Here is a 20,861-nt window from a genome sequence, read left to right on the forward strand (position 1 = left end):
GAATCTATCACATTTTTTTTGTCAATATTCATCATTAATTTGAAAAGAAATGGCATTTTTGTTTAATCAAAGCTAAATATTGGAATGATCATGGCTCGATTAAACTACTTTCGCTTTGCTAAGAATTTTGCTCTCAACAATTTCAGTTTTAATCAAGTCTATAAACCTTTAAATGCACAAATCGAATTAACCTTGCGATGTAATGCCCGATGTGTCTTTTGTTCAATTTGGCAAAGAGATTTTCAAAAAGAAATCCAACAAGAAATGTCGACATCTGAAGTAAAACACATTATTGATGAATTAGAAAAACTCGGGGTTCAAGTTGTAAATTTTACCGGTGGAGAGCCAACTTTACGAAACGATCTCCCTGAATTAATTTCATATGTTAAATCAAAAGGGATGATGCCCACCATTGCCACAAATGGTTTTACATTATATGAGTTGGTGAAATCTGGAAAAATTAACGATATTGAGTGGGTAATGGTATCACTCGATTGGCCAGATGCCGAAAATCATGATAAATACCGCGGAATCAAAATTTTTGATAAAACAGTTAAAGGAATTCGGGCTTTGGTCTTAGAAGGAAAAGCGGCCCAGATTTCTACAGTGATTACCAAAGAAAATTTGAACAAAATGGAAGAGATGTGTAAATTCGCTCATGACTTAGGGGCTATGATTGAGATGCTTCCCTGTGAAAATATCATCCGAGAACAAGATACTGCTCATATTGTGGATGAAATCGAAGGTTTTATACCAAACATCCCCACTTATGCAAATGAAATTCGTCGCTTGAATAAAATATATCCCAATTTAATTACCGATTCAGTCACCGCAAATATCATTGAAGCAGGAGGTTTTGGAAATCAAAAACTATTACACTGTGTCACTGCTCGATCATTCTTAGTTATAAATTATCGTGGTGAGTGGATTGTTCCCTGCAAAATTCATCCCATTTTAAAAGTTGATGTGAAAAAACATTCTCTTTATGAGGCCTATTATTCATATGAAGCCAAAAAAATCATGGATCTCAAAGATGCTTTTCCTTTTTGTAAAGGGTGTCGTTTGGGGTGTGCCATAGCAACCTCAATCCCAACACGCTGGCCAACTTTGTATGAAAAATATATTAAAGCATTTTTCAATGGCAATCTTTTTTAAAAATAGTGTAATCTAAAAAAAGCATAAATTATTCGTCTAAGCGTTTCTTCCAATCTTTTTTGGGTGGTTCCTCGAAATATGAACTTGATGAAGTATACTCTTGTTGGGGTGGATGATTTTGAGGATTTTCTGAAGCATACATAATTTTTGTATCTAGAGCATTAATATGGTCCACAATCACTTCTTGCTTTGCATGTTTTTCAGGATTGAGTTTTCTGGCAATCATTTTTCCTCCTACTAAAACTACAGAGAAGCATAAAGAGACGAAAATGTACAAGGAAAAGAGTTTCCTTCCCATAACAAAGTTGAAAGGTAAATACTCATCATAATCTCCGAAAAATAAGTTTAACAAACCCCATAATCCGAACCAGATCACTGATCTAATAAGCATCGGGATCAATTGTGTTTTATACATTCCTTTCATTAATTCCATCATTTCTTGATTCATTCGCATCATAGCTTCTTGATCTCCGCGAGCTTCCTTCATGCGAGCTTGTAGTTCTTGAGTTCGTCTCTGTGTTTCCATCTGTTGTTCTCGTGATACTGAAAATCGCTTTGAGAACCATTGGGAGAAAAGTGACATGGCTATACATATTCCAGCGATCGTCCAAATAACATTAGGTGGGGCTATTGTGGGGTCAGTTTGTAAAAACATATGTTCTCACATAGTGTAATGAGAAAAAAGATATGAATTTTTAGAATTTCGTGACAACAAATTAATGGTTTTTAGGTTTATTCAAAGATAATATGGAAGAGAGTTTTGATGACCCTCCACCGAAGGATAAATTTCCCGAAATCATAAAACAAGCAATTCTTTACTTTTCTTTTGCGATTGCAATGATTATTCTAAATATATTAGTTCAGAATTTATTTGAGCAAATCATATTCCCCTTTGTGGACCTTAAACTAGGTGATAGAGATTTCTTTAAAAACATCATCCTCTCAACAAACCCCTATAATATTCCAGAATTAATTGGGTCAATTTTCGCTGTTGGAATAACCTATGTGATCAAGTTTGTTTTAGACAAATTATTTGTGTTTAAAAAAACAGACACGACCCTAAAACAGACTAGCAAAGAATTTTCCGTCTATTTACTGCTTGCAGTATTAACAACTCTCGAAAACCTCGGAATCCAATTTATTTTAGGAATTGTTACTATTTGGGCTCTGAATCTGCGAATTGGCATTGCGCTTACGTGTGGCTATATCACAAAATTCTTTCTTGATAAGAGATTTGTGTTTAATGACCAATCATAGGTAGTTATCAGAAATAAAGGATTTATTTGCTTTTTGATTTAAATTTTTAGTGATCCAACTTGAATAATTTCTGTTTTTCCAATTATTTCTCGCTTCTTTCTTCTGAAGGTTAATTGAAATAAAAAATCGATTAAAAACATTAATCAGAGATATTAGGGAGAAGAAAATGTAATGAAATAACTCCTAAGGTTATAATTCATCTCAAGATACACAAAGAAAAATTGTCGGAATTTATGGCAAATTAATTAAGTAAAAGTAGTGCTCTAAAAATAGGCTCACTTGGCTTAATTGTCCCTAATAAATGAAAGTAATATAAAAGAACCTTCATTTCTTAATATATTAAAAATAAGAATATGTGGAATTGTGGAGAGTCATCGATCCAATAACATCATTTTTTTTTGGTTAAATAAGGAAAATATGTCTAAAACTGAGAAAAAATTATAACCTTATAGACTGAATGAAATGAAAAAAAAGAATTTTTTGAAATAACAATGAATTATTTGATTGCCTCAACATATATCGATATTTTTGGATGAGTTTTGTCAAATAATCTCGTTTCTCTTAAAATAGGTGAAAAACTTTGACCCCAAGCAGATAGATAAATTTTTGAAAAACCGGCTTTTTTTAACATTCTGAAAGATTTTTCTTTATTCCACCAATTAATATGAAAACCTGGATATTTTCCTTGGATTTCTTTAGAGCACATTGATGTAATATAATTTAAAGCTTCTTCATAGGATTTTTCCTCAAAAATTTTATTAAATTCTTCATCGGAAATTCTTCTTGGTGATTCAATATCTGCTATTTCAGATAATTGTGAAGCGAATTCAAACAGGAAAATTTGTTCGATTGACGCTTCACTCATCGGTTTGTTCAATCTTACTCTTTCCATTGTTTCCTTTGTACTATAATCACTGATACAATAATAATAATCTCTATCATTATTTTTAACTGCACGATATCCAAGATCTGTATTTGGAGTTGTAAATCTAAATATTCCTCCTTCTTTCAATATTCGATATGATTCATTAAATAAGTTTTGGGCAGCTTCATCTGAAATATGTTCAACAACGTGACTTGAATAGATTACTTCAGCTGAATCATCCTGGATTGGTAATTTTTCTAGAGAAAAAAGGTCATATTCTAAGAATGAATTAGTTTGTTGAGCTTTTGAATACCAATCGCTATGTTTATCGATATTCGTCCAATATGGATGTGAAAACTCTCCTGCTCCTACATTATAAAATCTTTTTTCTTTTAGTGCTTCTTCTTTATATAACCTTTTATAGATTGGCAGATATGAATTATCAACCTTATTTATTCTTTCAATTTTTAATCCAAGTTTGTTAAAGGTTTTCCAAATTAATTTCTTTATACTCATAATTATTTCACAGTTGTAATTAAAATTATTAAAAAAATTAGGATTTTACAACTCGTCCATGTTCCATTTCAACAAGACGGGTACCGTATTTAACTAATCCTTTATCATGGGTCACAATACACATGGTTGTGCCCATTTCTTTGTTCAACGATTTTAATAATTCCATAATTTGTTGAGCTGCTGCAGCATCTAAATTTCCCGTAGGTTCATCAGCAAATAACACACGCGGTTTATGAATTATTGCTCTTGCGATTGCGGTTCGTTGTTTTTCTCCACCGGATAATTCTTTAGGGAGATTATCTTTCCGATCAAGAAGATCCACTTTGCGGAGTGCGTTAATTGCTCGATCTTCAATTTCTTTCGATCGTAAAACTCCGGGCCATAGCACTGCTTCAATATTTTCAATCGCTGTTAAATTTTCAATAAGATTAAAATCTTGGAAAACAAATCCAATTTTACGTCGCCGAATATTGCTTAGGCGTTCTTCAGAAGCCCTATCAATTTTTTCTCCATCTAGGACTATTGATCCATCATCAGGAAGATCTAAACCGCTCATTACATTGAGCATGGTGGTTTTTCCACATCCGGTAGGACCCATAATGATTACAAATTCTCCGGCATTGATTTCAATATTTACATCGGCTAATGCGCGAATAATATTTCCGCGAAGGCGGAATTCTTTCTGAACATTTTCTAATTTTATCATTACTTCTGGCATTTGTGATTCCTCCTTATTTTAATACCCTTAAGGCAACTATTGGCCTTAATTTCAAGATTTTCGAGTACATTACCAATATTCCTAAAACTTGAGAGATTAAGAACATTGCAAAGGATATTACAATTGGTAATAATCGTAAAATTGGTTCTGTTGGATTTCCGGTTGTTAAATTGATAAATGCTGTAAATCCCGTTATATGGATCAATAACTCCGCCACAATAATGAAAGACATTGTGGTAACCCATACTAATTCTCCTACAATCAAAGTTCTAATATTTCCATTTGTATATCCTATACATTTCAACGTAGCAATTTCGCGTTTTCGATAATTTATAACTATCCACGCATACAAGATTGCTAAAACGACAGTTGACCCGATAGAAATTGCTAATAAAAGGACATTTCCCTCCACTTCAGAGGGGAGGGTGAAACTTTGCAAATTCCATGCGTTCCAAAGCATAAGGACGGTATACATTAACGTAAAGATGATGAACCGCATTCTGCTTCGCATTGCCATTTTTATTGATTTTCCAACTAAACGTAGTCCCATTTTTTTTCGACCTATAATTTTCGTATAATCCTAATATTCCCTTCATCCTATATAATTTTGTCCCTCGGTATTCACGATATCAAAATGAAGGATAGATCTCATCTTTTTTGGTAGAAAAATTCTAAAATATTTGGGTTCAAAGCCCATCACAAATCAAAGATGTTTGATTTTCCGTTCTTAGCTTAGAGAAACGAAGATTTATAATATTCGTGGGTCAATCTATATTTATGGATTATGAAGAATTTATTTTTGAATTGCTAGATGCTGAACCCGCAGTACTTGGGGGTGCAGTGATCGACACAACTGGAAATTTGCTTTATCAAACGGAAAATTGGGATCTTCAACAAGAAATTGATGAAATTAATTCCATAATCGCAGAGGCTCAAAAACCAGATGGGAAAAATCCAGGGAAAATTAAAATTATGGAAGTGGGGTATATGATAATTGAATTTACTCCTGAAAGGATTATTGCCACCAATGTTGCCCAAAAAGGACATATTATTGTTGCTATCGGAGACAATGGTTCTATTGTTGCCTATATTGATCCTAGCAAAGGTCCGCGTGATGCGTTGTTCAATGTTCAATCCTTTTCTCGGAAATTGTAATTATTTTCCCATTTTTTATAGTTTTTCAGCTCATTTTTCCATATTTCAAATAGGGAGAAAAGGTTTCATCAAACTAAAAATAATTATCAAAATTACCAAAATTGGGACAACAATGAGCAAGATTTTCATAGATTGTTTCCATCCGAACGAATTGACCGAAGAGAAGCTATTTTCGATAAATTTTTGCTGCTTGTCCATGACTTTATCCCATCTTTTTTGCATATTATCGAGATTCTGATACATTTTATCTCGATTTTGGATTTTTCGATCCTGTATATTTTTTTCCATATTTTGAAAAGTTGACTCTATTTGCTGGTTTTGAGCTTGGAAAAATGCACGGATTTTTTCTCTCTCTTCTTTCTGCCTTTTTTTCCATGCTTCTCTTCGATTTTTCCTCAAATTTCGCCTTTCTTCATTTTTAGCCTTCATCTGATCCATAGATTGTATCCAAGACTCTTCTAAGGCTTTAAAATCCAAATTGCTTTTTGAAATAAATGTTTCCCATTTTTTTTGGATATCCGTTTGAAATTCAGCAGATTTTTCTCCTGTAACTTGTGTTTGTTCATTTAATTCCAACAGTTCTTCTGAACTTCGATTCTCTCTTGTGTCTTTTTCCTTAATTGGTAATTTAAATAATGTATTGAAATCCTTTTGGAATTTTACCAGACTGTTCTTAAAATCATCGCCAAATTTTTCGAGCGTCCTCTTCTTTGGTGGTTCTTTATCCATGTTGCTTTTCTCTCTTTTTAGCAATTATTCTAAAAAATATTTTTTATCTACGTCCCTTGATTTAATAAATCGGTGACATTAATTCCAACATAGTTTAAGATAAACCCTATTCCCACAATTACAATAAGGATCATGAGAATCCATGCCATAAATGTAAAATATCCTTTCCACCAGAGACGATTTTGAAATTTTAAAAACCTTCGTGTTCGTTTTTGCTGCCGTTTTGCAAATTTATCCCAAGATTCTTGACGCATTTCCCGAGATTGAATTTTGTATTCCAGTTTTTGACGTTTTTTTTCAAGTTGCTTCTCTTGTTTTTGTTGAATATTTTGTTCACGAAGATTTTTTCTCAAATCGCGTGCTTGTTGATTTTCTTCCTTTCGTTTTTCTCGTTGGTTAATTCTATTTTCTTTTTGATCTTGAAGTTTTTGCTGCCGATCCAAGTTCTTTTGTTTGATTTTAGCTTGTTCTTCCTTGAATTGGTTTTCCAGTTGCCGAATTTTGTCTTCAAATAATGTTTGTTGCGATTTGAAAAAATTTTCCACTTTTTCATTAATTTTTTGTTTGTTTTCTAACCGCTTTTTTTTTCGGATTTCCTGGCGGGTTTTAGTTTCAGTTTGTTTTTCTTTAATCTTCGCTATATTTGCTTCATGAGCGGTTTTCCAGTCATTTTGCCATTTTCCAAACATTTTTTTTGTGGAATCCACCGCATTTGTCCATTCTTGTTGTATTTTGGGAAGATTTTGTTCGTTTTCTCTTTCAGATATTTCTTCAAGCTGATTAAGTTGCTGATTTAATTTAGAAACATCCTTTGTTATAGTTTGGTTTAATTTGTCGATAGAAGTATCTTCTTTCTCTTCGCTCATATAAAATCCTTCAAATTTATAATTTGGTTATTTTTCCTTGAGGAATATTGGATTTTCAACATTATAACTTTTTGGTGAAGCTAAAATAACCAGAGTAGTTAGTTAAAAAAGATGGGAATAAAAATTAAATGATTAGTTAAAATCTATTAAAGCAAGTTGGATTTTATGGAAACAATCATCGATTTGGTCAATTGGGATGGAACAGAATGCGACACGGATTCCGTTTATCTTTTCTTTTGGGTTTACAATTGGAAAAGTTCCGACTTTGTACTTGACTAGCAAGTGATCTGCAAACTTATCGGCAGGGATTCCTTCAATATTTAGGAATACAAAAAAGCCTCCTCCGGCAGGATCCATGGTCATTTTTGTATGATTATATTTTTCAAAGGATGCTACTGTGCCCTTGTATCGTTCATCTAAAATGTCTATGACTTTCTTTCGGCTTGAAACAATCCCTTCAAAACCATCTTTCATCATATCAACGAGTATTTCTTGACAAAAATGATTTGAATTACTAATTGTAGATCTAACCATTCCCTGAACTTTGTTTATCCATTCCGTATTGAATTGATCGAAATCACCTTCTTCCTTTATCCATGAAGGATGGATTCCCAAAGTTATACCAGCAATTCTTCCTCCATACATTAACATTTCTTTGGAAGTGCCATCTAATTTCAGTGGAATCAGCAATTCATGCTGATTTAGTAACTCATAGAAAATTGAATTCCCTGCCACCTTTTCACTGAATGTATAGCCTTCGTAAGCATCATCACACAAAACAACAATGGTCTTCTGATGGGTTTGGCAAAACTGTGTTAAGGCTTTAACAATTGCCTGAATTTCATCTGGAGTTGGACAGTATCCGGTGGGGTTATTTGGAAAATTAAGGATGAGAACCATTCGATTTTGTATTTTAGATACATTATTTAGTGTATTCATCATGCCTTCTAAATTGAATTGGGCATTCTTGAAAAATTGGAAGGATTCAATTTTAAGTTCATTTTGCATCGTTAAAACGGAATTATAATTCCCCCATCGCTTATTTGGACATATAATACTTTCACCAGGTTCGAGAAACATGCGGCTGGTTATATAAATTGCATTTGTAATGCCATTGCACACAACTGGAGTCGTTATATTGGATGATGCATCAATTGGACCTGAAGGCATATTAGCTTCTTGCTTTCCTTTAAAAATTATCCATTTTTTCCATAATTCTCGAAAAGGTGGAATTCCTGCAATTGGTGCATACGAAGTGAGTCTTTCGGGGTCAATGTTAATAAAATTCTTTAATTCTGGAAGATAATAGGGAAGTGCCTTCTTTCTTCCATTTGGAATAATATCTAATTCTGGTCCTACTGCAGTCCCAATCGTTGCATTGATTTCAGCTTCGTTTTTTGCCCTTCCCGTCCAATAGAATATTCCATTGGGCTGGAAAATCCGTTTTCCCACAGAAGATAGACTCTCAAAAATGGGGGTTTTTTTTAGCATCTCAAATTCCATAATAAAAACCTAAGAAAAATATACTCGCAATGTAGAAAAACCTTTCATTTTCCGAAATTTCCACAACATGTTGTAATTCACATTTCTCCATTCAGTAATAAAACCAAATTTTAACTGGAAAAATTTTTACTCAAGCTGATTTTAGAACATTTTTTCCCTTTGATAATTCTTTTTCTAGAATGAAATTCTTTATTTTTTTGAAAAGTCTTAACAAAACTTTTAAAAACTTCTTAGATGAGTATTTTTACTATCCTTCAATGAAGTGAGAAAAAATATGTCAGAACGAAATAATGAATACTTCCAACAGTTTGTTGGTATGAAAATTGGTCCAGATAAATATCGGATCAAAGGGAAAAAACTCTCTGCTTATGCGGAAGCAATCGGTGATTTGAATCCCAAATATTATGTCGAACCACCAAAAGAAGAAGGTGTGAAAGCCGATTATTCAAAAATCGTAGCTCATCCTGCATTTGCTGCAACCTACACCGTTCCTGGTGTTTTAATGAGTTTACCTGAAGTTGTGGATAAAAACGGGGAAAAATTAATCAAAAATATTGGAAAATTGTTGCACACCGCTCAAATTTATGATTATGATGGGTGTGATCCTTTGACAGCAGCGGATAAGAAAGTGGTTTCTACTGGAGAAATTCGAAAATTGGAAATCAAAGGAGATAAGCTGTGGGTAGAAATGTTGTTTACTACCACCAATCAGGAAAAAACTAAAACTTTCTGCAAAACGACCCTTAAAGGGTTGATGAGAAAGGGGGGATATTAAATGTTTGAAGTCGGACAAATAATTACAAAGGTTGAAGAGCCTATTACACGAGAACAACTCATAAAATATGCTAAAGCCTCAGGCGATTCTAATCCTGTACATACTAATGAAGATTTTGCCATCAAGGTTGGATTAAATGGTGTGATTGCTCATGGTATGTTGAGTTTTGGAATGGTGAACAAATATGTGAGTGATTTAGCTCTGGAGAATAATGGGGAAATCATGACCGTAGGATGTGAAATGCGAGGAATGGTTCGACCAGGTGATTGGTTAATTGCAATCATTGAAGTTGAATCCATTGAAAATAATGTTGTTTCCTTTAAAATCACTCAAAATTCAAAAATGCCCCTAAAATTGGAAAAAGATGGCCAAGTGATTAAAGTATATGAAGGTGAAGAACGCGGTTGGGTAAGTGAAAAGGAAAAAGCGGGAATAAAAACTGAAGAAACATCTGAAGGTACATTAACTTACCGAGAATGGCTTGCAAATAAGGCATGGGCAAAAATTCGGTTATCTTAAATGGAAAATTTCTCCTTTTTTTGTATTTTTTTTGGATTTGGATAATTAGTAGAATAATGGTGCAGATCGATCACAAGATATTCCAAAAACTTTTACCCAGATCCGCAATTCATTAACTCAACCAAGTTTTTTTGAAACTTGAAATAAAAAGAAACGTGAATAAAATGGTAAAACGTGTTGCAATTAATGGTTTTGGCCGAATTGGCCGATTATTCTTCCGCTTAGCGTGGAATAATCCAAATGTTGAAATTGTTGCCATCAATGATTTGACTGCTCCCGAAACGACAGCTCATTTATTGAAATATGATTCAGTTCATGGCAAGTTTAAAGGTACGGTTGAAGCAAAAGAAAACGCAATTATTGTTGATGGTAAAGAAGTTCCTGTTTATGCTATTCGAGATCCTAAAGAAATTCCATGGGAAAAACATAATGTTGAAATTGTTTATGAATCAACTGGATTCTTCCGAAAGCGTGAAGGCTATTCAAAACATTTAACTCATGAAGGTGTGAAGGTTGTATTGGTTAGTGCTCCTGCTGATAAAGATATCGATTGCACTATTGTATATGGCGTTAATAATGATGCTTATAAAAAAGGAGAACATGATGCTGTTAGCGCAGCTTCATGTACAACCAACTGTTTAGCTCCAGTAGTAAGCGTATTGCATAAAAAATGGGGTGTAAAACGTGGTGCAATGACTACAATTCATGCATACACAAATGATCAACGAACCCTTGATTTTCCACACAAAGATTTACGTCGAGCTCGCACCGCGGCTCAAAACATTATTCCTACAACCACTGGTGCTGCTAAAGCTATTGGATTAGTTATTCCTGAATTAGCTGGTAAATTAGATGGGATCTCAGTAAGAGTTCCTGTTCCTGATGGTTCTTTAGTTGATTTAACTGTTGAATTAGAGAAGCCAGCCACAATAGAAGAAATAAATGCTGCCATGAAAGCTGCTTCAGAAGGTGAATTAAAAGGCACCTTGGGATATACTGAAGATCCTATTGTATCTAGCGATATTATCGGCTTAGAAAATGGTTCTTTATTCGATGCTGGAATGACCTCCGTAATTGATGGTAATTTCGTTAAAGTCCTTTCATGGTATGATAACGAAGCATCCTTTACTCATCAAAGTATTCGATTATTAGAAATGCTATAACCTTAGGATCCTATTATCCTATGGATTTTTTTTTATTTATTCCATCGAAAATGAAAATTTAATTTTTAGAGATGTTTTAAAAATGACAGATATTCAATTTAAAAATATTACTGATTTTGATATCAAGGGAAAAAAGATTCTCGTTCGCGTTGATATCAATTCCAGCATTGATCTTGAAAAAAATGAAATTCGAAGTGATCCTCGGATTCAAGCAATCTTACCAACCTTAGAATCCTTAAAAGAAGCTGCGGTTGTGTTAATTGCTCATCAAAGTCGCCTTGGGAAACCCGATTGCATTGATTTGAAATTGCATGCTGATAAACTGAATGGTTATCTTGGAGGGAGGGTTAAATTCGTTGCGGATTTATTTGGGGATACCGCAATTTCTGCAATTAAAGAACTTCAGCCCGGAGAAGTTTTGCTCTTAAACAATGTCCGCAAATGGGAAATAGAAACTCAAGTCAAGAGTATCGAAGAAGCTGAAAAAACCGAATTAATCACAAAATTATCACCTTTATTTGATTATTTTGTAAATGACGCGTTTGGAGCCGCTCATCGGGCTCATGTTTCCTTGATTGGTTGGCCTACTATTTGTGCTGGTCCTACCGTGAAACGCGAATTAGAAATGGTCCAAAAACTCTTTACTCCTAAAAAACCTTCCATCTGGTTAGTTGGAGGTGCAAAGGCTATGGATAAGTTTCAAGCCTTGAAATTCAATTTAGAAGCGGGAAATATTGATATGGCTTTAGTTTGCGGGTTGACTGCCATTTTAATGCTTGAAGCAAAAGGAATGGACATGGGTGAAAAGAACCGCAAGTTCATCGCCGAAGATTTAGAACAAAATCGCAACGAAATTGCTGCGGTTTGTGAAAAATTCAAAGATAAAATCTTTCTTCCTGAAGATATGGCATACGAAGAGAATGGAAAGCGTCTAGAATGCCCTACTTTAGAGGTTTCCAAATTAGATGTCTCTACTGGAGATATTGGGGCAAAAACAATTGCAAATTTTAAAACACTTATTCAGTCTGCCAAAACCATTGTTGCTAATGGACCACCTGGGATCTTTGAAAAAGAAGTTTTCAAGCAATCTTCCTTTGAAATTGTTGATGCTATGGCCGCTGCTGCAAAAAATGATGCCTTTGTGTGTATCGGTGGTGGAGATATGGGTGCTGTGGCTGAAATGGCGGGTTTGGGTGAAAAAATAACCATTTCGACTGGTGGAGGGGCTTTACTTAAAATTCTTAGCGGTAAGGATTTGCCTTTATTGCAAGTTTTGCGAAATAAAATGCCTAAATAAGTTTACAACTTGGTTCATATGAATTCATAACTTTCTAGGTTTTTTTTATTTTTATTTTCCTTTCTCATCAAAGTCTTTCCGTTCGTATACATGCTCCGATAATTTAATTAGCTTGAAATATTTATTAATCTCAATGGGTAATAATTCCGATTTTCCTATAACCATATTCGTTTTCGGCAATAAACTATCCCAAAAACGTTTGAACAATATTCGCTGTTGGTCTTTGGTAAAATAAATGACCACATTTCGGCAGGTTACCAGATGAAACTTGACTGGAAATTTTCCTTTAAAGAGGTCTAGCTGCTTGAAGGTGACTTTTTCTTTAATTATTGGGCTAATGTGATATCCATCTTCTTCTTTCGTAAAATATTCCCGTATAATTCGAGGATCTGCATTCTTTAAAGTTTTTTCCGAATAGATGCCTTCTTGAGCTGTGAGTAATATCCGATCATTAATATCACTGGCTATAATTTGAAACGGTAAAGCTTTTATCCGATTTAAAGACCAAGTCATCGGACGACCGGATTTATAGGTATATTTCTTATATGCTTCTACGAACATTATTGCCAATGAATAGGGCTCTTGGCCGCTTGAACATCCCGCTGACCAAATTCGGTAAGGATTTTGACGTGTAGGTTGCTGTCCTGTCGCCCCTCCTAAAATTTTAAGAAATAACTCATCGCGCAAATAATCCCACAATGATTTATCACGGAAAAACTCTGTAACATGAATCGTAAGAGTGTTCAAAAAATCCAAGTAACCTTCATGACTCTTCTGGATGTGATTATAAATTTCAAATAAATTGGTCGTATTGAGTTTCTTGCTAATCATGGATATCCGGCGGAGAAAATAAGGTAATCTATATTGAAACACATCCAAGCCGTATTTATCTCGTAGCAAGGCTTTTATTTTGGGGAGATACTCCGGATGTTGAAGTGATTCCATTATTTTTTCATTTACGGTCTTCGGTTTTTGAGTAGAAGATTGGGTTTCGTGTGCCATTATCCATGCTTTGGAAATTTTTCTGTCTATAGATACCTTAAGTTTCCCCATTTTTCTCATAAAATTTCTAAAAACTTTTTACTGACAAAATCAATTCGTTTTTTTTCTATAAAGAAAAAATCTTTTTTTTTTGGAAAAATAGGAATATACAAGATATAAATAAAATCTCGTAAAAGATTTGACTATAGATGAGCGATTCAGACTTGAAGAAATTTTTAAATCATCATATTTCTTCCTATTGTCATGGAAATCCGAGAAATATTTCCCCAAAATTGGTTTTCATCCCTATAGATGAAAATTATGACATTAGTCAATTAATTGGTAATATTTTGACTGCAGATCAAGCTAAAGAATGGCTCGTCTTTAATACAACTGGATCTTTTCATCATCAAAACGAAAAATTATTTCCCATATTACAATTGATTAGGGAAATTCTCTTTATTGATGACAATCTCCTTACTATCAATGCTAAACTGTCTGATCATGAGCGTTTGCCTCAAATTGGGAAATATTTGATTCCCGAGTTTCTTCAAAGCATTCCAAATATTGAGCAATTATATAAGTTGATTGCGGAAGTGTCCACTGAAGAAGAAAAAGAGTGGATTTTATCTAATCGCAATGGAACTCAATTGGTGGATGGGCTGAATAATATTCCACTTCGGATTCAAAACTCTTCTAAACTGTATGCAACTATCTTGCATGTCTTTAATCGTGTCATTAAAGAACTTTTTGAAGTCAAAGGAATGATCTTTATTTATAATCACCTTCATAAGAGTGATCTAAACTCTTTAAATTGGTTAGAATATTCTGCCTGTGGTACTTTGACCGAATCGGTTCCATTATTCATCATTGCATGTTATCCAGAAGATTTACATCCTGATTTTTTAGATTCTTGGCCTAAATCTGCAAAATATGTTCAATTTATTCGATCCGAACCTGTTCATTTTATAGATCTTTCTTCTTCAAAAGAGATCTCAAAGGAGAGTATTTCTGATATTGAGGGTAAAGAAGTGAAAAAATACTCCGATGCTGAACTTATAGTGAGAGGTGTCCGTAAAATTTATGAACACTTAATAAAAAATGGGATTATTCCGCAATAATTGCCCTATTTGGGTTGCGGACTTCCTTTGATTTTGCCTTTAATTTTCTCAAATGCTTCTTTAGATTTCTGGCTTTTTTATATTCTCGGGCTTTTTGTTTGCGGTCTTTTAAAAATTCTTTGTACTTCTTTCGATCTCGTGGATCGCAAAGTGCCATCGCATCAATTTGTTCTTGAGTATATGTGGGAACTTTTTCCAGTAATTCTGGATTTTCCGAATACGTTTTAAACGCCTTTAACGCCTTGATATAGTACATTCCTTCCGAAATTCGTTCATCTAAAGTAATGCCGATATCGGTGACTGTTCGTGGCACAATTTCTCCTTTTTCATTCACCACGGGGATTGTACGGATTTTATTTACCACAATAAACCAACTTGCATTTCCCCATTCGAACATATGATGATTTAATTGCCCTTCTAAACCAATACTGCCCAAATTCGCAAAAACAATGCTTGAATATAAAGGATCGGGCTCGATCATGGATTTTGGCATGATACCAAAGAATTCCAATGTTTTAAATAATTTGATAGCGATCATTAAGACAAATCTAGGCAAATGTCCGAAGAAATCTGCTTCAGCTTCTGTTTCATTTCCCTCCGAAGAGCGAGCGCCTCCGATCTCTTCATGAACCAGTTTTCTAACTGATTCAATGGTGGAGTAGGGTGAAAAAGTTACTTTTGCAAAAGTTTCTTTTGCGTGTGTACTCAACTGTTTTTTCACCACAAAGGAGAACTGAATGCGGTTTCGTTGCCAGTATTTTCTTCCACTGATAAACCGGTTTATTTCAGGATATTCGGCAACCGCTCTTGAGGCGGCGCAGAGAATTATATCAAATAGGGAAAGTTTCTGATTTTTTGACAGATTTTTGTTATATTCTTTGATGTAAGGTAAGGTTTTTGTTAGATCAAATTGTGTAGAAAAGTTCACTTTCCCATCTTCCCTTGCTTTCATGACATGTGGTTCAATGACTCGGAAACTTGGAAGATCATATGGTATGGTGGCATCATATCGTCCCATTTTTGCACATCCGTTAATTTATGAATAAATAATTAAAATAATATTTAGATCAAATAACTATTTATATAAATTAAATTTGTTCAATAATAAACTTTTGAATAAATCCTTTGATCTGTATTATCACAGAATTTAGATCGATTCGATATTTTGACTACTTTTGATATATTCTTTCGGGAACTCAAAATTTCCTCATTCTAAGATTATTGCGTGCTAAAGTAAACAGTTATTGCTATTGGCCACATGATTTAGGATCAATTCATGGGAAAAGCACTTGAAATCTTTTATAATATAGGATAGGTAGTAAAAAATAAAAAAGATTAACCCATAGATCGTTTAAACGTTGATAACTTCCTTTACTTCAGGAATCTTTTCTTTTAACAATTGTTCAATTCCATTCTTCAAAGTCATTTGTGAATATGGACATCCACGACAGTGTCCTTGCAATTCCACTTTTATGGTGCCATCGTCCATTATTTCAACTAAACCAACATCTCCACCGTCTGCTTGGAGGGAAGGTCTTATTTGATCCAAAACAACTTGGACATTATCTTTCCAGTTTCCCATTTAATTTCAGCTCGATTAGTATAAACAAGTAACTAATGACATCATCAATTTTGAATTCTTTTCTTATATTGAATAATATCAATTCCATTCTTTCTTTGAAAAAAAAAGAGCTATTCAATAAAAACGGAAGAAATTTGGATCAAAAAAACGATTTTTTCTTAAGTAAAAAAGTAGTTCTTGAATTGGTAACTTAATATTCATCTTGTTTGTATTCAGTAATTAATTTCTGGATATTATTTTTGGCGGCTTCAAATTCACTCGGTTGCATTCCCTCTTGATAATACCATGTTGTGAATGCATCATGATCATACATCAATTCGAATTGTGTGAGTAAGAATTGAAATAGATTGGCTACTCCGGAGTGATTCATCAAGGTTATTCCACTTCGGGCAAGTTTTTCGTCCGTCAGTGTTGTACTATCCGCTTTTATCGCGGTTGGAAAGATCTCACTAAATTTTACCCGATCTCCAAATCCTTTAATGCTATTTTGTAAAATTGAATGGGGGTTCTCGCCTCTTAAGGCTATAACAAAAGCCGTAAATACTCCTTTTTCCACTGTAATCGGTGCCAGGATGTGATCCTGATCAATTAAATCCTGCATTAATTCTTTCGTTTCAATTTTTTGATGGGCTGAAGTCAAGGATGTTTCTAATGGCGACATTGAAGTCATCAAAAAATGATTGCGGGGGAAGGGAACTAAATTTGTACTCATTTCCATCATAGAACGGTTTAAGGGTGAATTGAATCGCAGTGTTGCTGTAATTTCCACTAATGCTTTTGCCAAAACTTGATCAAATATTGATTCCGAGAGTTCATTTTCCTTCCCTTGAGTTGCAACTATTCGATAAATGGAGTCATTATCTATAATCATGCTAATATCGGCACATGAAGTCAGTTTATCTAAGGATAGAATTGCATTATAGGGTAAAATTGTGCTGCAATCCATATTTTGGCTTGGAACAATCGAGTAAGACATCATGACTAGTTTTGGATGTTTTTTTTTAATTGCTTCCATAATGAGGGGGGCTAATCCCGCCCCTGTTCCATCACCAATAGAATGAACAACAATAAAACCTTGTAAATGTTCTGTCTGATCAACTTCTTTTTGGATTTTATCCATTATTTCTTCCATAAAACGAGTTCCATAACTATAATAACCTTTAGCAAAAAGGTTCGCATCTCCAGCTAACCCCATAACACATCGCTTGGGATCAAAGAAATCTTTCATATCTTTCTTTGTTACCTTACGAATTGCATTAGGACCTAAATCTACCAGTATTGTGCGAGGAATCCATTTACCAATTGAAGCTTTTTCGAAGAAATTATCAATTACACCGCGTATTTTTCCTTTTTCTTGTCCTTTATAATCGATATTGTGTTCATCACAGAGATATTTCCAAAAATTGGGGGCTATTTGTATTCCTAATTCGCCCACATGGATTGTTATCACTTCTCGTGCCATTTTTTTTACATTCCACTTTTCATGCTTTCTTATGTAATCTGTCGCTTGAGATCCTATAAAACCTACTTTTCTATTTTTTCTAACTTTTTTTTTGAGAAATTTTCCTTCAACTTCATTCTTTATGTAAGCAATTCGGTAGGAGAAAACAAAATTTCTTCTGATTCAAAAGGAGTTACATTTTATTTGGAGGATCTTTTTTTATTAGTATCAACAATTGTTGGGATATTTATGTATACATTAGCTATATCAAAATCTGCCTTGGCACACATTTTAACGGAAGGAAAAGAAAATTATCAAAATAATTTTGCTCTGGTCCTTGCTGATACTTCTTGTTGTTCTGGAATGATTTCCATTGAAATTGGAAGCGAAGAAGTCATTAGCAAAGATATCAATATGCAACTTCTCTTTCCAAAAGAGACCACAGGTAATTCTTTTCACGTCTATGCCGAAAATCAAGCCATTCGAGAAGATGCGTTTCCGGAGAATATTTTGATTGATTTAAATCCATCCGCAGATAGAAAGGTTCTTGAAATCAAAAATGGTCATTTTGAGACACCTTATGAAGATTCCTAAATTTTTCCCGCTTATTTTATTTTTACTATGTAGGGTTGACAAATATTTTAATAGTAGCATTTCCTATGTAGAATTAACAACTTAATACTTGTGATACTCGTGGAAAACAATATTTTATCATCCCATACTAAAAATTTCGATTCTTCAGTTCCAGAATTGTCCCGAAAATCATTTGTTCGACAGAAAAAAGAACGTTTTTCAAGTTTTTCTCACCTTTTCGGGGCTGTCGCTATAATACTTGGACTTCCATTATTGCTCGTCCTATCCTATCCGTCTGTTGAAAAGATTGTTCTTTCACTCATTTACACTCTTTCAACCGCCTTTCTCTTTTTCTGTTCTAGTTTTTACCATGCTTTCAAAAAAACCGAAAATGAAGTCTCCATTTGGAGAAAATTTGATCATATTGCGATCTTTGTCATGATAGCTGGCACTTATACTCCAATCTGCTATCTATATTTAGATGGGATTTGGCGATGGGGAATACTTGCAGCTCAATGGTTTCTGGTGATATGTGGGTTAATTTTCAAATTATTTGTTATGAATGCTCCTCGTTATATCACAACGGGAATTTATTTATTGCAAGGTTGGATGGCCGTTTTACCCATTTATCAATTAAGCATGAAAATGTCAGTTATTTCATTAATATTAATGGCCTTTGGAGGGATTCTTTATTCGATTGGAGCCATAATTTATAATCGAAAAAAACCAAACCCTATTCCGGATGTTTTTGGCTTTCATGAAATCTTTCATGTCCTTATCTTGATGGGTGCTTTTTCGCATTATTTGGTTATTGTTTTATCTTTAGTCAAATAGGATTTTTTACGACTTAAAATATGAAATTGACCATTTTTTTCGAATTAGTTTCTTCTTTATTATTGAAATTGCTAATAATTTTCAATTCCCCATCGTATAAAACTTTTGATTCTTGACCAACCAGAGAGTCTCACTATGAAAAATGACATGACCATAGCTAATAACTTGTCTTTCTGGGTTGAATCCATTGTAAGCGGTAATCCTATCTACTTGTTTGGCTCTATTAAACACCCAAGATTCTCTTTCACTATACTTAATATCATGTCGATGTGTCTCGGTGGTTTGAAATCGGTTGTTCACTCTGAATTGCACGAAACCATGAATAGACTTCAATAATGTTGTCTTCGCCAACATTACCATGTCTTTTGACTGCTGAGAGTGTGAAATTCTGGTCAAGATGAAAAGTGAATCGACTTGATAACTGTTACCAAGTCACGTTCTTGTAAGCAGAAATTGAGAAAATTTCACTGTAGACTGTTTTTGTAGGCATTAGGTCAATTTTAATTCTCTTGTGAGGTCGTTAGAAACAAATCTAAAAGATTATATGGCATAATATTTTTACAAAAATCAATAAGATGAAGTCTCGCCAGAAAATCCTTCAAAATATTATTTTAATTGCGGTTTTAGTCTTTTTTCAATTCTCTCCGTGTATAGTTGATTTTGCTTCGGCCAATGAAGATTCAATTAAATCGAAAGGGGAGATTGTCTATAACGGTATTTCCGACAATTGGGCAACTTCTGATATTAGAATTAACTTGAATGTCACATTAATTCAATGGACTAACGAATCAGGATGTTTTTATAAGATTGATGTAAAAGCGTCCTTAGAACGCTACGATGAAGTTTCGAGACCAATAGAATGGTTTAGTCTAAGTTTTTCATGGGATTACAACAATCGAATTGTCTGTTATTTCATGGAATACAATATAACTGCAAAGCTGGGAGAGACTGAGAATTTCTTGATAGATTACAATTTCGAAACACCAATTGAAATTAGTAGTTTCCAATGGAATATTGATTTTGGCTCGTTCAGTTTATCTGATTACTATCATAAGGACATCCAAGCCAATACTCAATATTCATTAATATCTTTTGAAAATCTGAATCATTTTGCTTATGATATAGAATTAAGAACTAATGAATCTGTACATTTAATTCAAAATCATGTGTACTGGCCAAATACCTCCTCAAATGTGATATTTGGAGAATGGACTGTAAAAATCATATCAAATTCAACACCCCGTGATTCTTTATTAGAAGGAACAAACCTCCAACTTTGGAATTCAATATATAAAATTTATTCTGAAACTGGCAGTGCAGGTCATACTTCTCCACACAGTATAGGGGATTTAACTAACTGTTCTGATAGCGGAATCTGGATTTTTCCATTCAATGTTAATAATGATGAGATGGAATTGAATAAAGATATTTGGAAAAATGGAGACTTAAAGTTTTTTCTCGACTTTGTATTAGACATTAATAACCAGACATCGAGAATTTTTAGATATGATTTTCAAGAAACACCTCAAAAGGGTTTTCAAGAGGACAATCCAATATTATTTGGAGCATTGATTGGAATTGTTGGTGGTTTTGGAATTGGTGTTATAACTGTCTCTTTGTTTAAAAAGATAAAGAATAGAACAAAACGGTAACAAATATATCGAGTTAATTAGTTGTTGTGCCACTAACAATGGAAACAAAATCATCTTTTTTTTCTCTGTTTAATTTTTCAATTCTTTTAACAAAATCTTTTGAGAAAATTCGATATTCCATCGCTATTTTCAAAAAATACCTGGAATTTATATTATTAT

Annotated in this window: 23 protein-coding genes; 11 read left to right on the top strand and 12 right to left on the bottom strand. The window is 33.7% G+C overall.

Going from position 1 to position 20,861, the window contains the following annotated elements:
* Positions 1-90: 90 nt before the first annotated feature.
* Positions 91-1,155: a radical SAM protein gene (locus tag NEF87_RS21815; RefSeq protein ID WP_371803645.1), complete on the top strand. Its 1,065-nt coding sequence runs from the start codon at positions 91-93 to the stop codon at positions 1,153-1,155.
* A gap of 28 nt (positions 1,156-1,183) precedes the next feature.
* Here the strand turns inward: NEF87_RS21815 and NEF87_RS21820 are convergent, their stop codons facing one another.
* Positions 1,184-1,810 carry an EMC3/TMCO1 family protein gene (locus NEF87_RS21820; protein ID WP_457917491.1) on the bottom strand — a complete coding sequence of 209 codons (627 nt, stop codon included), beginning with the start codon at positions 1,808-1,810 and terminating at the stop codon, positions 1,184-1,186.
* A gap of 92 nt (positions 1,811-1,902) precedes the next feature.
* On the opposite strand from NEF87_RS21820, the gene NEF87_RS21825 reads away from it, so the two are divergent.
* The gene (locus NEF87_RS21825) at positions 1,903-2,412 is read left to right on the top strand and encodes a GtrA family protein (RefSeq protein ID WP_371803647.1); all 510 of its coding nucleotides are present in this window, start codon (positions 1,903-1,905) and stop codon (positions 2,410-2,412) included.
* A 496-nt stretch (positions 2,413-2,908) separates the two neighbouring features.
* On the opposite strand, the gene NEF87_RS21830 is transcribed toward NEF87_RS21825, so the two are convergent.
* The 3 genes from NEF87_RS21830 to NEF87_RS21840 are packed head-to-tail and all read right to left on the bottom strand — an operon-like array spanning position 2,909 to position 5,061.
* Positions 2,909-3,793 (bottom strand): class I SAM-dependent methyltransferase, encoded by an 885-nt coding sequence (locus NEF87_RS21830; RefSeq protein WP_371803648.1) that lies wholly within the window; start codon positions 3,791-3,793, stop codon positions 2,909-2,911.
* A gap of 37 nt (positions 3,794-3,830) precedes the next feature.
* Positions 3,831-4,511, bottom strand: coding sequence for an ABC transporter ATP-binding protein (locus tag NEF87_RS21835; protein WP_371803649.1), 681 nt, complete (start codon positions 4,509-4,511; stop codon positions 3,831-3,833).
* Positions 4,512-4,524: 13 nt separating this feature from the next.
* Positions 4,525-5,061: an FtsX-like permease family protein gene (locus tag NEF87_RS21840; RefSeq protein WP_371803650.1), complete on the bottom strand. Its 537-nt coding sequence runs from the start codon at positions 5,059-5,061 to the stop codon at positions 4,525-4,527.
* Between the two features lie 227 nt (positions 5,062-5,288).
* Here NEF87_RS21840 and NEF87_RS21845 point away from each other — a divergent pair, with 227 nt between their 5' ends.
* Complete coding sequence (locus NEF87_RS21845) at positions 5,289-5,666, top strand: hypothetical protein (protein WP_371803651.1); 378 nt, start codon at positions 5,289-5,291, stop codon at positions 5,664-5,666.
* 45 nt (positions 5,667-5,711) lie between these two features.
* Here NEF87_RS21845 and NEF87_RS21850 read toward each other — a convergent pair whose 3' ends face one another.
* The 3 genes from NEF87_RS21850 to NEF87_RS21860 form a co-directional block, all read right to left on the bottom strand.
* Entirely contained in the window at positions 5,712-6,395 is a 684-nt protein-coding gene (locus NEF87_RS21850; protein WP_457917492.1) for a hypothetical protein, read from the bottom strand.
* 47 nt (positions 6,396-6,442) lie between these two features.
* Positions 6,443-7,261 (bottom strand): hypothetical protein, encoded by an 819-nt coding sequence (locus tag NEF87_RS21855; protein ID WP_457917493.1) that lies wholly within the window; start codon positions 7,259-7,261, stop codon positions 6,443-6,445.
* Between the two features lie 132 nt (positions 7,262-7,393).
* Entirely contained in the window at positions 7,394-8,752 is a 1,359-nt protein-coding gene (locus tag NEF87_RS21860; RefSeq protein ID WP_457917494.1) for an aminotransferase class I/II-fold pyridoxal phosphate-dependent enzyme, read from the bottom strand.
* A 286-nt stretch (positions 8,753-9,038) separates the two neighbouring features.
* Between NEF87_RS21860 and NEF87_RS21865 the strand changes: the two genes are divergently transcribed.
* The 4 genes from NEF87_RS21865 (at position 9,039) to NEF87_RS21880 (ending at position 12,518) form a co-directional block, all read left to right on the top strand.
* Positions 9,039-9,539 (top strand): FAS1-like dehydratase domain-containing protein, encoded by a 501-nt coding sequence (locus tag NEF87_RS21865; protein ID WP_371803655.1) that lies wholly within the window; start codon positions 9,039-9,041, stop codon positions 9,537-9,539.
* Complete coding sequence (locus tag NEF87_RS21870; RefSeq protein WP_457917495.1) at positions 9,540-10,058, top strand: MaoC/PaaZ C-terminal domain-containing protein; 519 nt, start codon at positions 9,540-9,542, stop codon at positions 10,056-10,058.
* 164 nt (positions 10,059-10,222) lie between these two features.
* Positions 10,223-11,221: a type I glyceraldehyde-3-phosphate dehydrogenase gene (gene gap, locus NEF87_RS21875; protein WP_371803657.1), complete on the top strand. Its 999-nt coding sequence runs from the start codon at positions 10,223-10,225 to the stop codon at positions 11,219-11,221.
* A gap of 82 nt (positions 11,222-11,303) precedes the next feature.
* Positions 11,304-12,518 carry a phosphoglycerate kinase gene (locus tag NEF87_RS21880; protein WP_371803658.1) on the top strand — a complete coding sequence of 405 codons (1,215 nt, stop codon included), beginning with the start codon at positions 11,304-11,306 and terminating at the stop codon, positions 12,516-12,518.
* Positions 12,519-12,569: 51 nt separating this feature from the next.
* Here the strand turns inward: NEF87_RS21880 and NEF87_RS21885 are convergent, their stop codons facing one another.
* Positions 12,570-13,520: a CheR family methyltransferase gene (locus NEF87_RS21885; protein ID WP_457917496.1), complete on the bottom strand. Its 951-nt coding sequence runs from the start codon at positions 13,518-13,520 to the stop codon at positions 12,570-12,572.
* Positions 13,521-13,708: 188 nt separating this feature from the next.
* Here NEF87_RS21885 and NEF87_RS21890 point away from each other — a divergent pair, with 188 nt between their 5' ends.
* Positions 13,709-14,620, top strand: coding sequence for a hypothetical protein (locus NEF87_RS21890; protein WP_457917497.1), 912 nt, complete (start codon positions 13,709-13,711; stop codon positions 14,618-14,620).
* Here the strand turns inward: NEF87_RS21890 and NEF87_RS21895 are convergent.
* From NEF87_RS21895 to NEF87_RS21905, 3 genes are all read right to left on the bottom strand, one after another.
* Complete coding sequence (locus tag NEF87_RS21895) at positions 14,607-15,638, bottom strand: 2-oxo acid dehydrogenase subunit E2 (RefSeq protein ID WP_371803661.1); 1,032 nt, start codon at positions 15,636-15,638, stop codon at positions 14,607-14,609. The two genes, NEF87_RS21890 and NEF87_RS21895, sit on opposite strands and share 14 nt — an antisense overlap.
* 333 nt (positions 15,639-15,971) lie before the next feature.
* Complete coding sequence (locus NEF87_RS21900) at positions 15,972-16,202, bottom strand: NifU family protein (protein ID WP_371803662.1); 231 nt, start codon at positions 16,200-16,202, stop codon at positions 15,972-15,974.
* A 190-nt stretch (positions 16,203-16,392) separates the two neighbouring features.
* Complete coding sequence (locus tag NEF87_RS21905; protein WP_457917498.1) at positions 16,393-17,664, bottom strand: hypothetical protein; 1,272 nt, start codon at positions 17,662-17,664, stop codon at positions 16,393-16,395.
* A 228-nt stretch (positions 17,665-17,892) separates the two neighbouring features.
* Between NEF87_RS21905 and NEF87_RS21910 the strand changes: the two genes are divergently transcribed.
* Together NEF87_RS21910 and trhA are read left to right on the top strand one after the other, a co-directional pair.
* Positions 17,893-18,237 (top strand): hypothetical protein, encoded by a 345-nt coding sequence (locus NEF87_RS21910; protein WP_457917499.1) that lies wholly within the window; start codon positions 17,893-17,895, stop codon positions 18,235-18,237.
* 99 nt (positions 18,238-18,336) lie between these two features.
* Positions 18,337-19,050 (top strand): PAQR family membrane homeostasis protein TrhA, encoded by a 714-nt coding sequence (gene trhA / locus NEF87_RS21915; RefSeq protein WP_371803665.1) that lies wholly within the window; start codon positions 18,337-18,339, stop codon positions 19,048-19,050.
* A gap of 81 nt (positions 19,051-19,131) precedes the next feature.
* Here the strand turns inward: trhA and NEF87_RS21920 are convergent, their stop codons facing one another.
* Positions 19,132-19,350 (bottom strand): hypothetical protein, encoded by a 219-nt coding sequence (locus tag NEF87_RS21920; protein ID WP_457917500.1) that lies wholly within the window; start codon positions 19,348-19,350, stop codon positions 19,132-19,134.
* Between the two features lie 275 nt (positions 19,351-19,625).
* On the opposite strand from NEF87_RS21920, the gene NEF87_RS21925 reads away from it, so the two are divergent.
* Positions 19,626-20,702: a hypothetical protein gene (locus tag NEF87_RS21925; protein WP_457917501.1), complete on the top strand. Its 1,077-nt coding sequence runs from the start codon at positions 19,626-19,628 to the stop codon at positions 20,700-20,702.
* Positions 20,703-20,861: the final 159 nt, after the last annotated feature.

This window comes from Candidatus Lokiarchaeum ossiferum (assembly GCA_025839675.1).
In the GTDB taxonomy this organism is placed as follows: domain Archaea; phylum Asgardarchaeota; class Lokiarchaeia; order Sigyniarchaeales; family Promethearchaeaceae; genus Lokiarchaeum; species Lokiarchaeum ossiferum.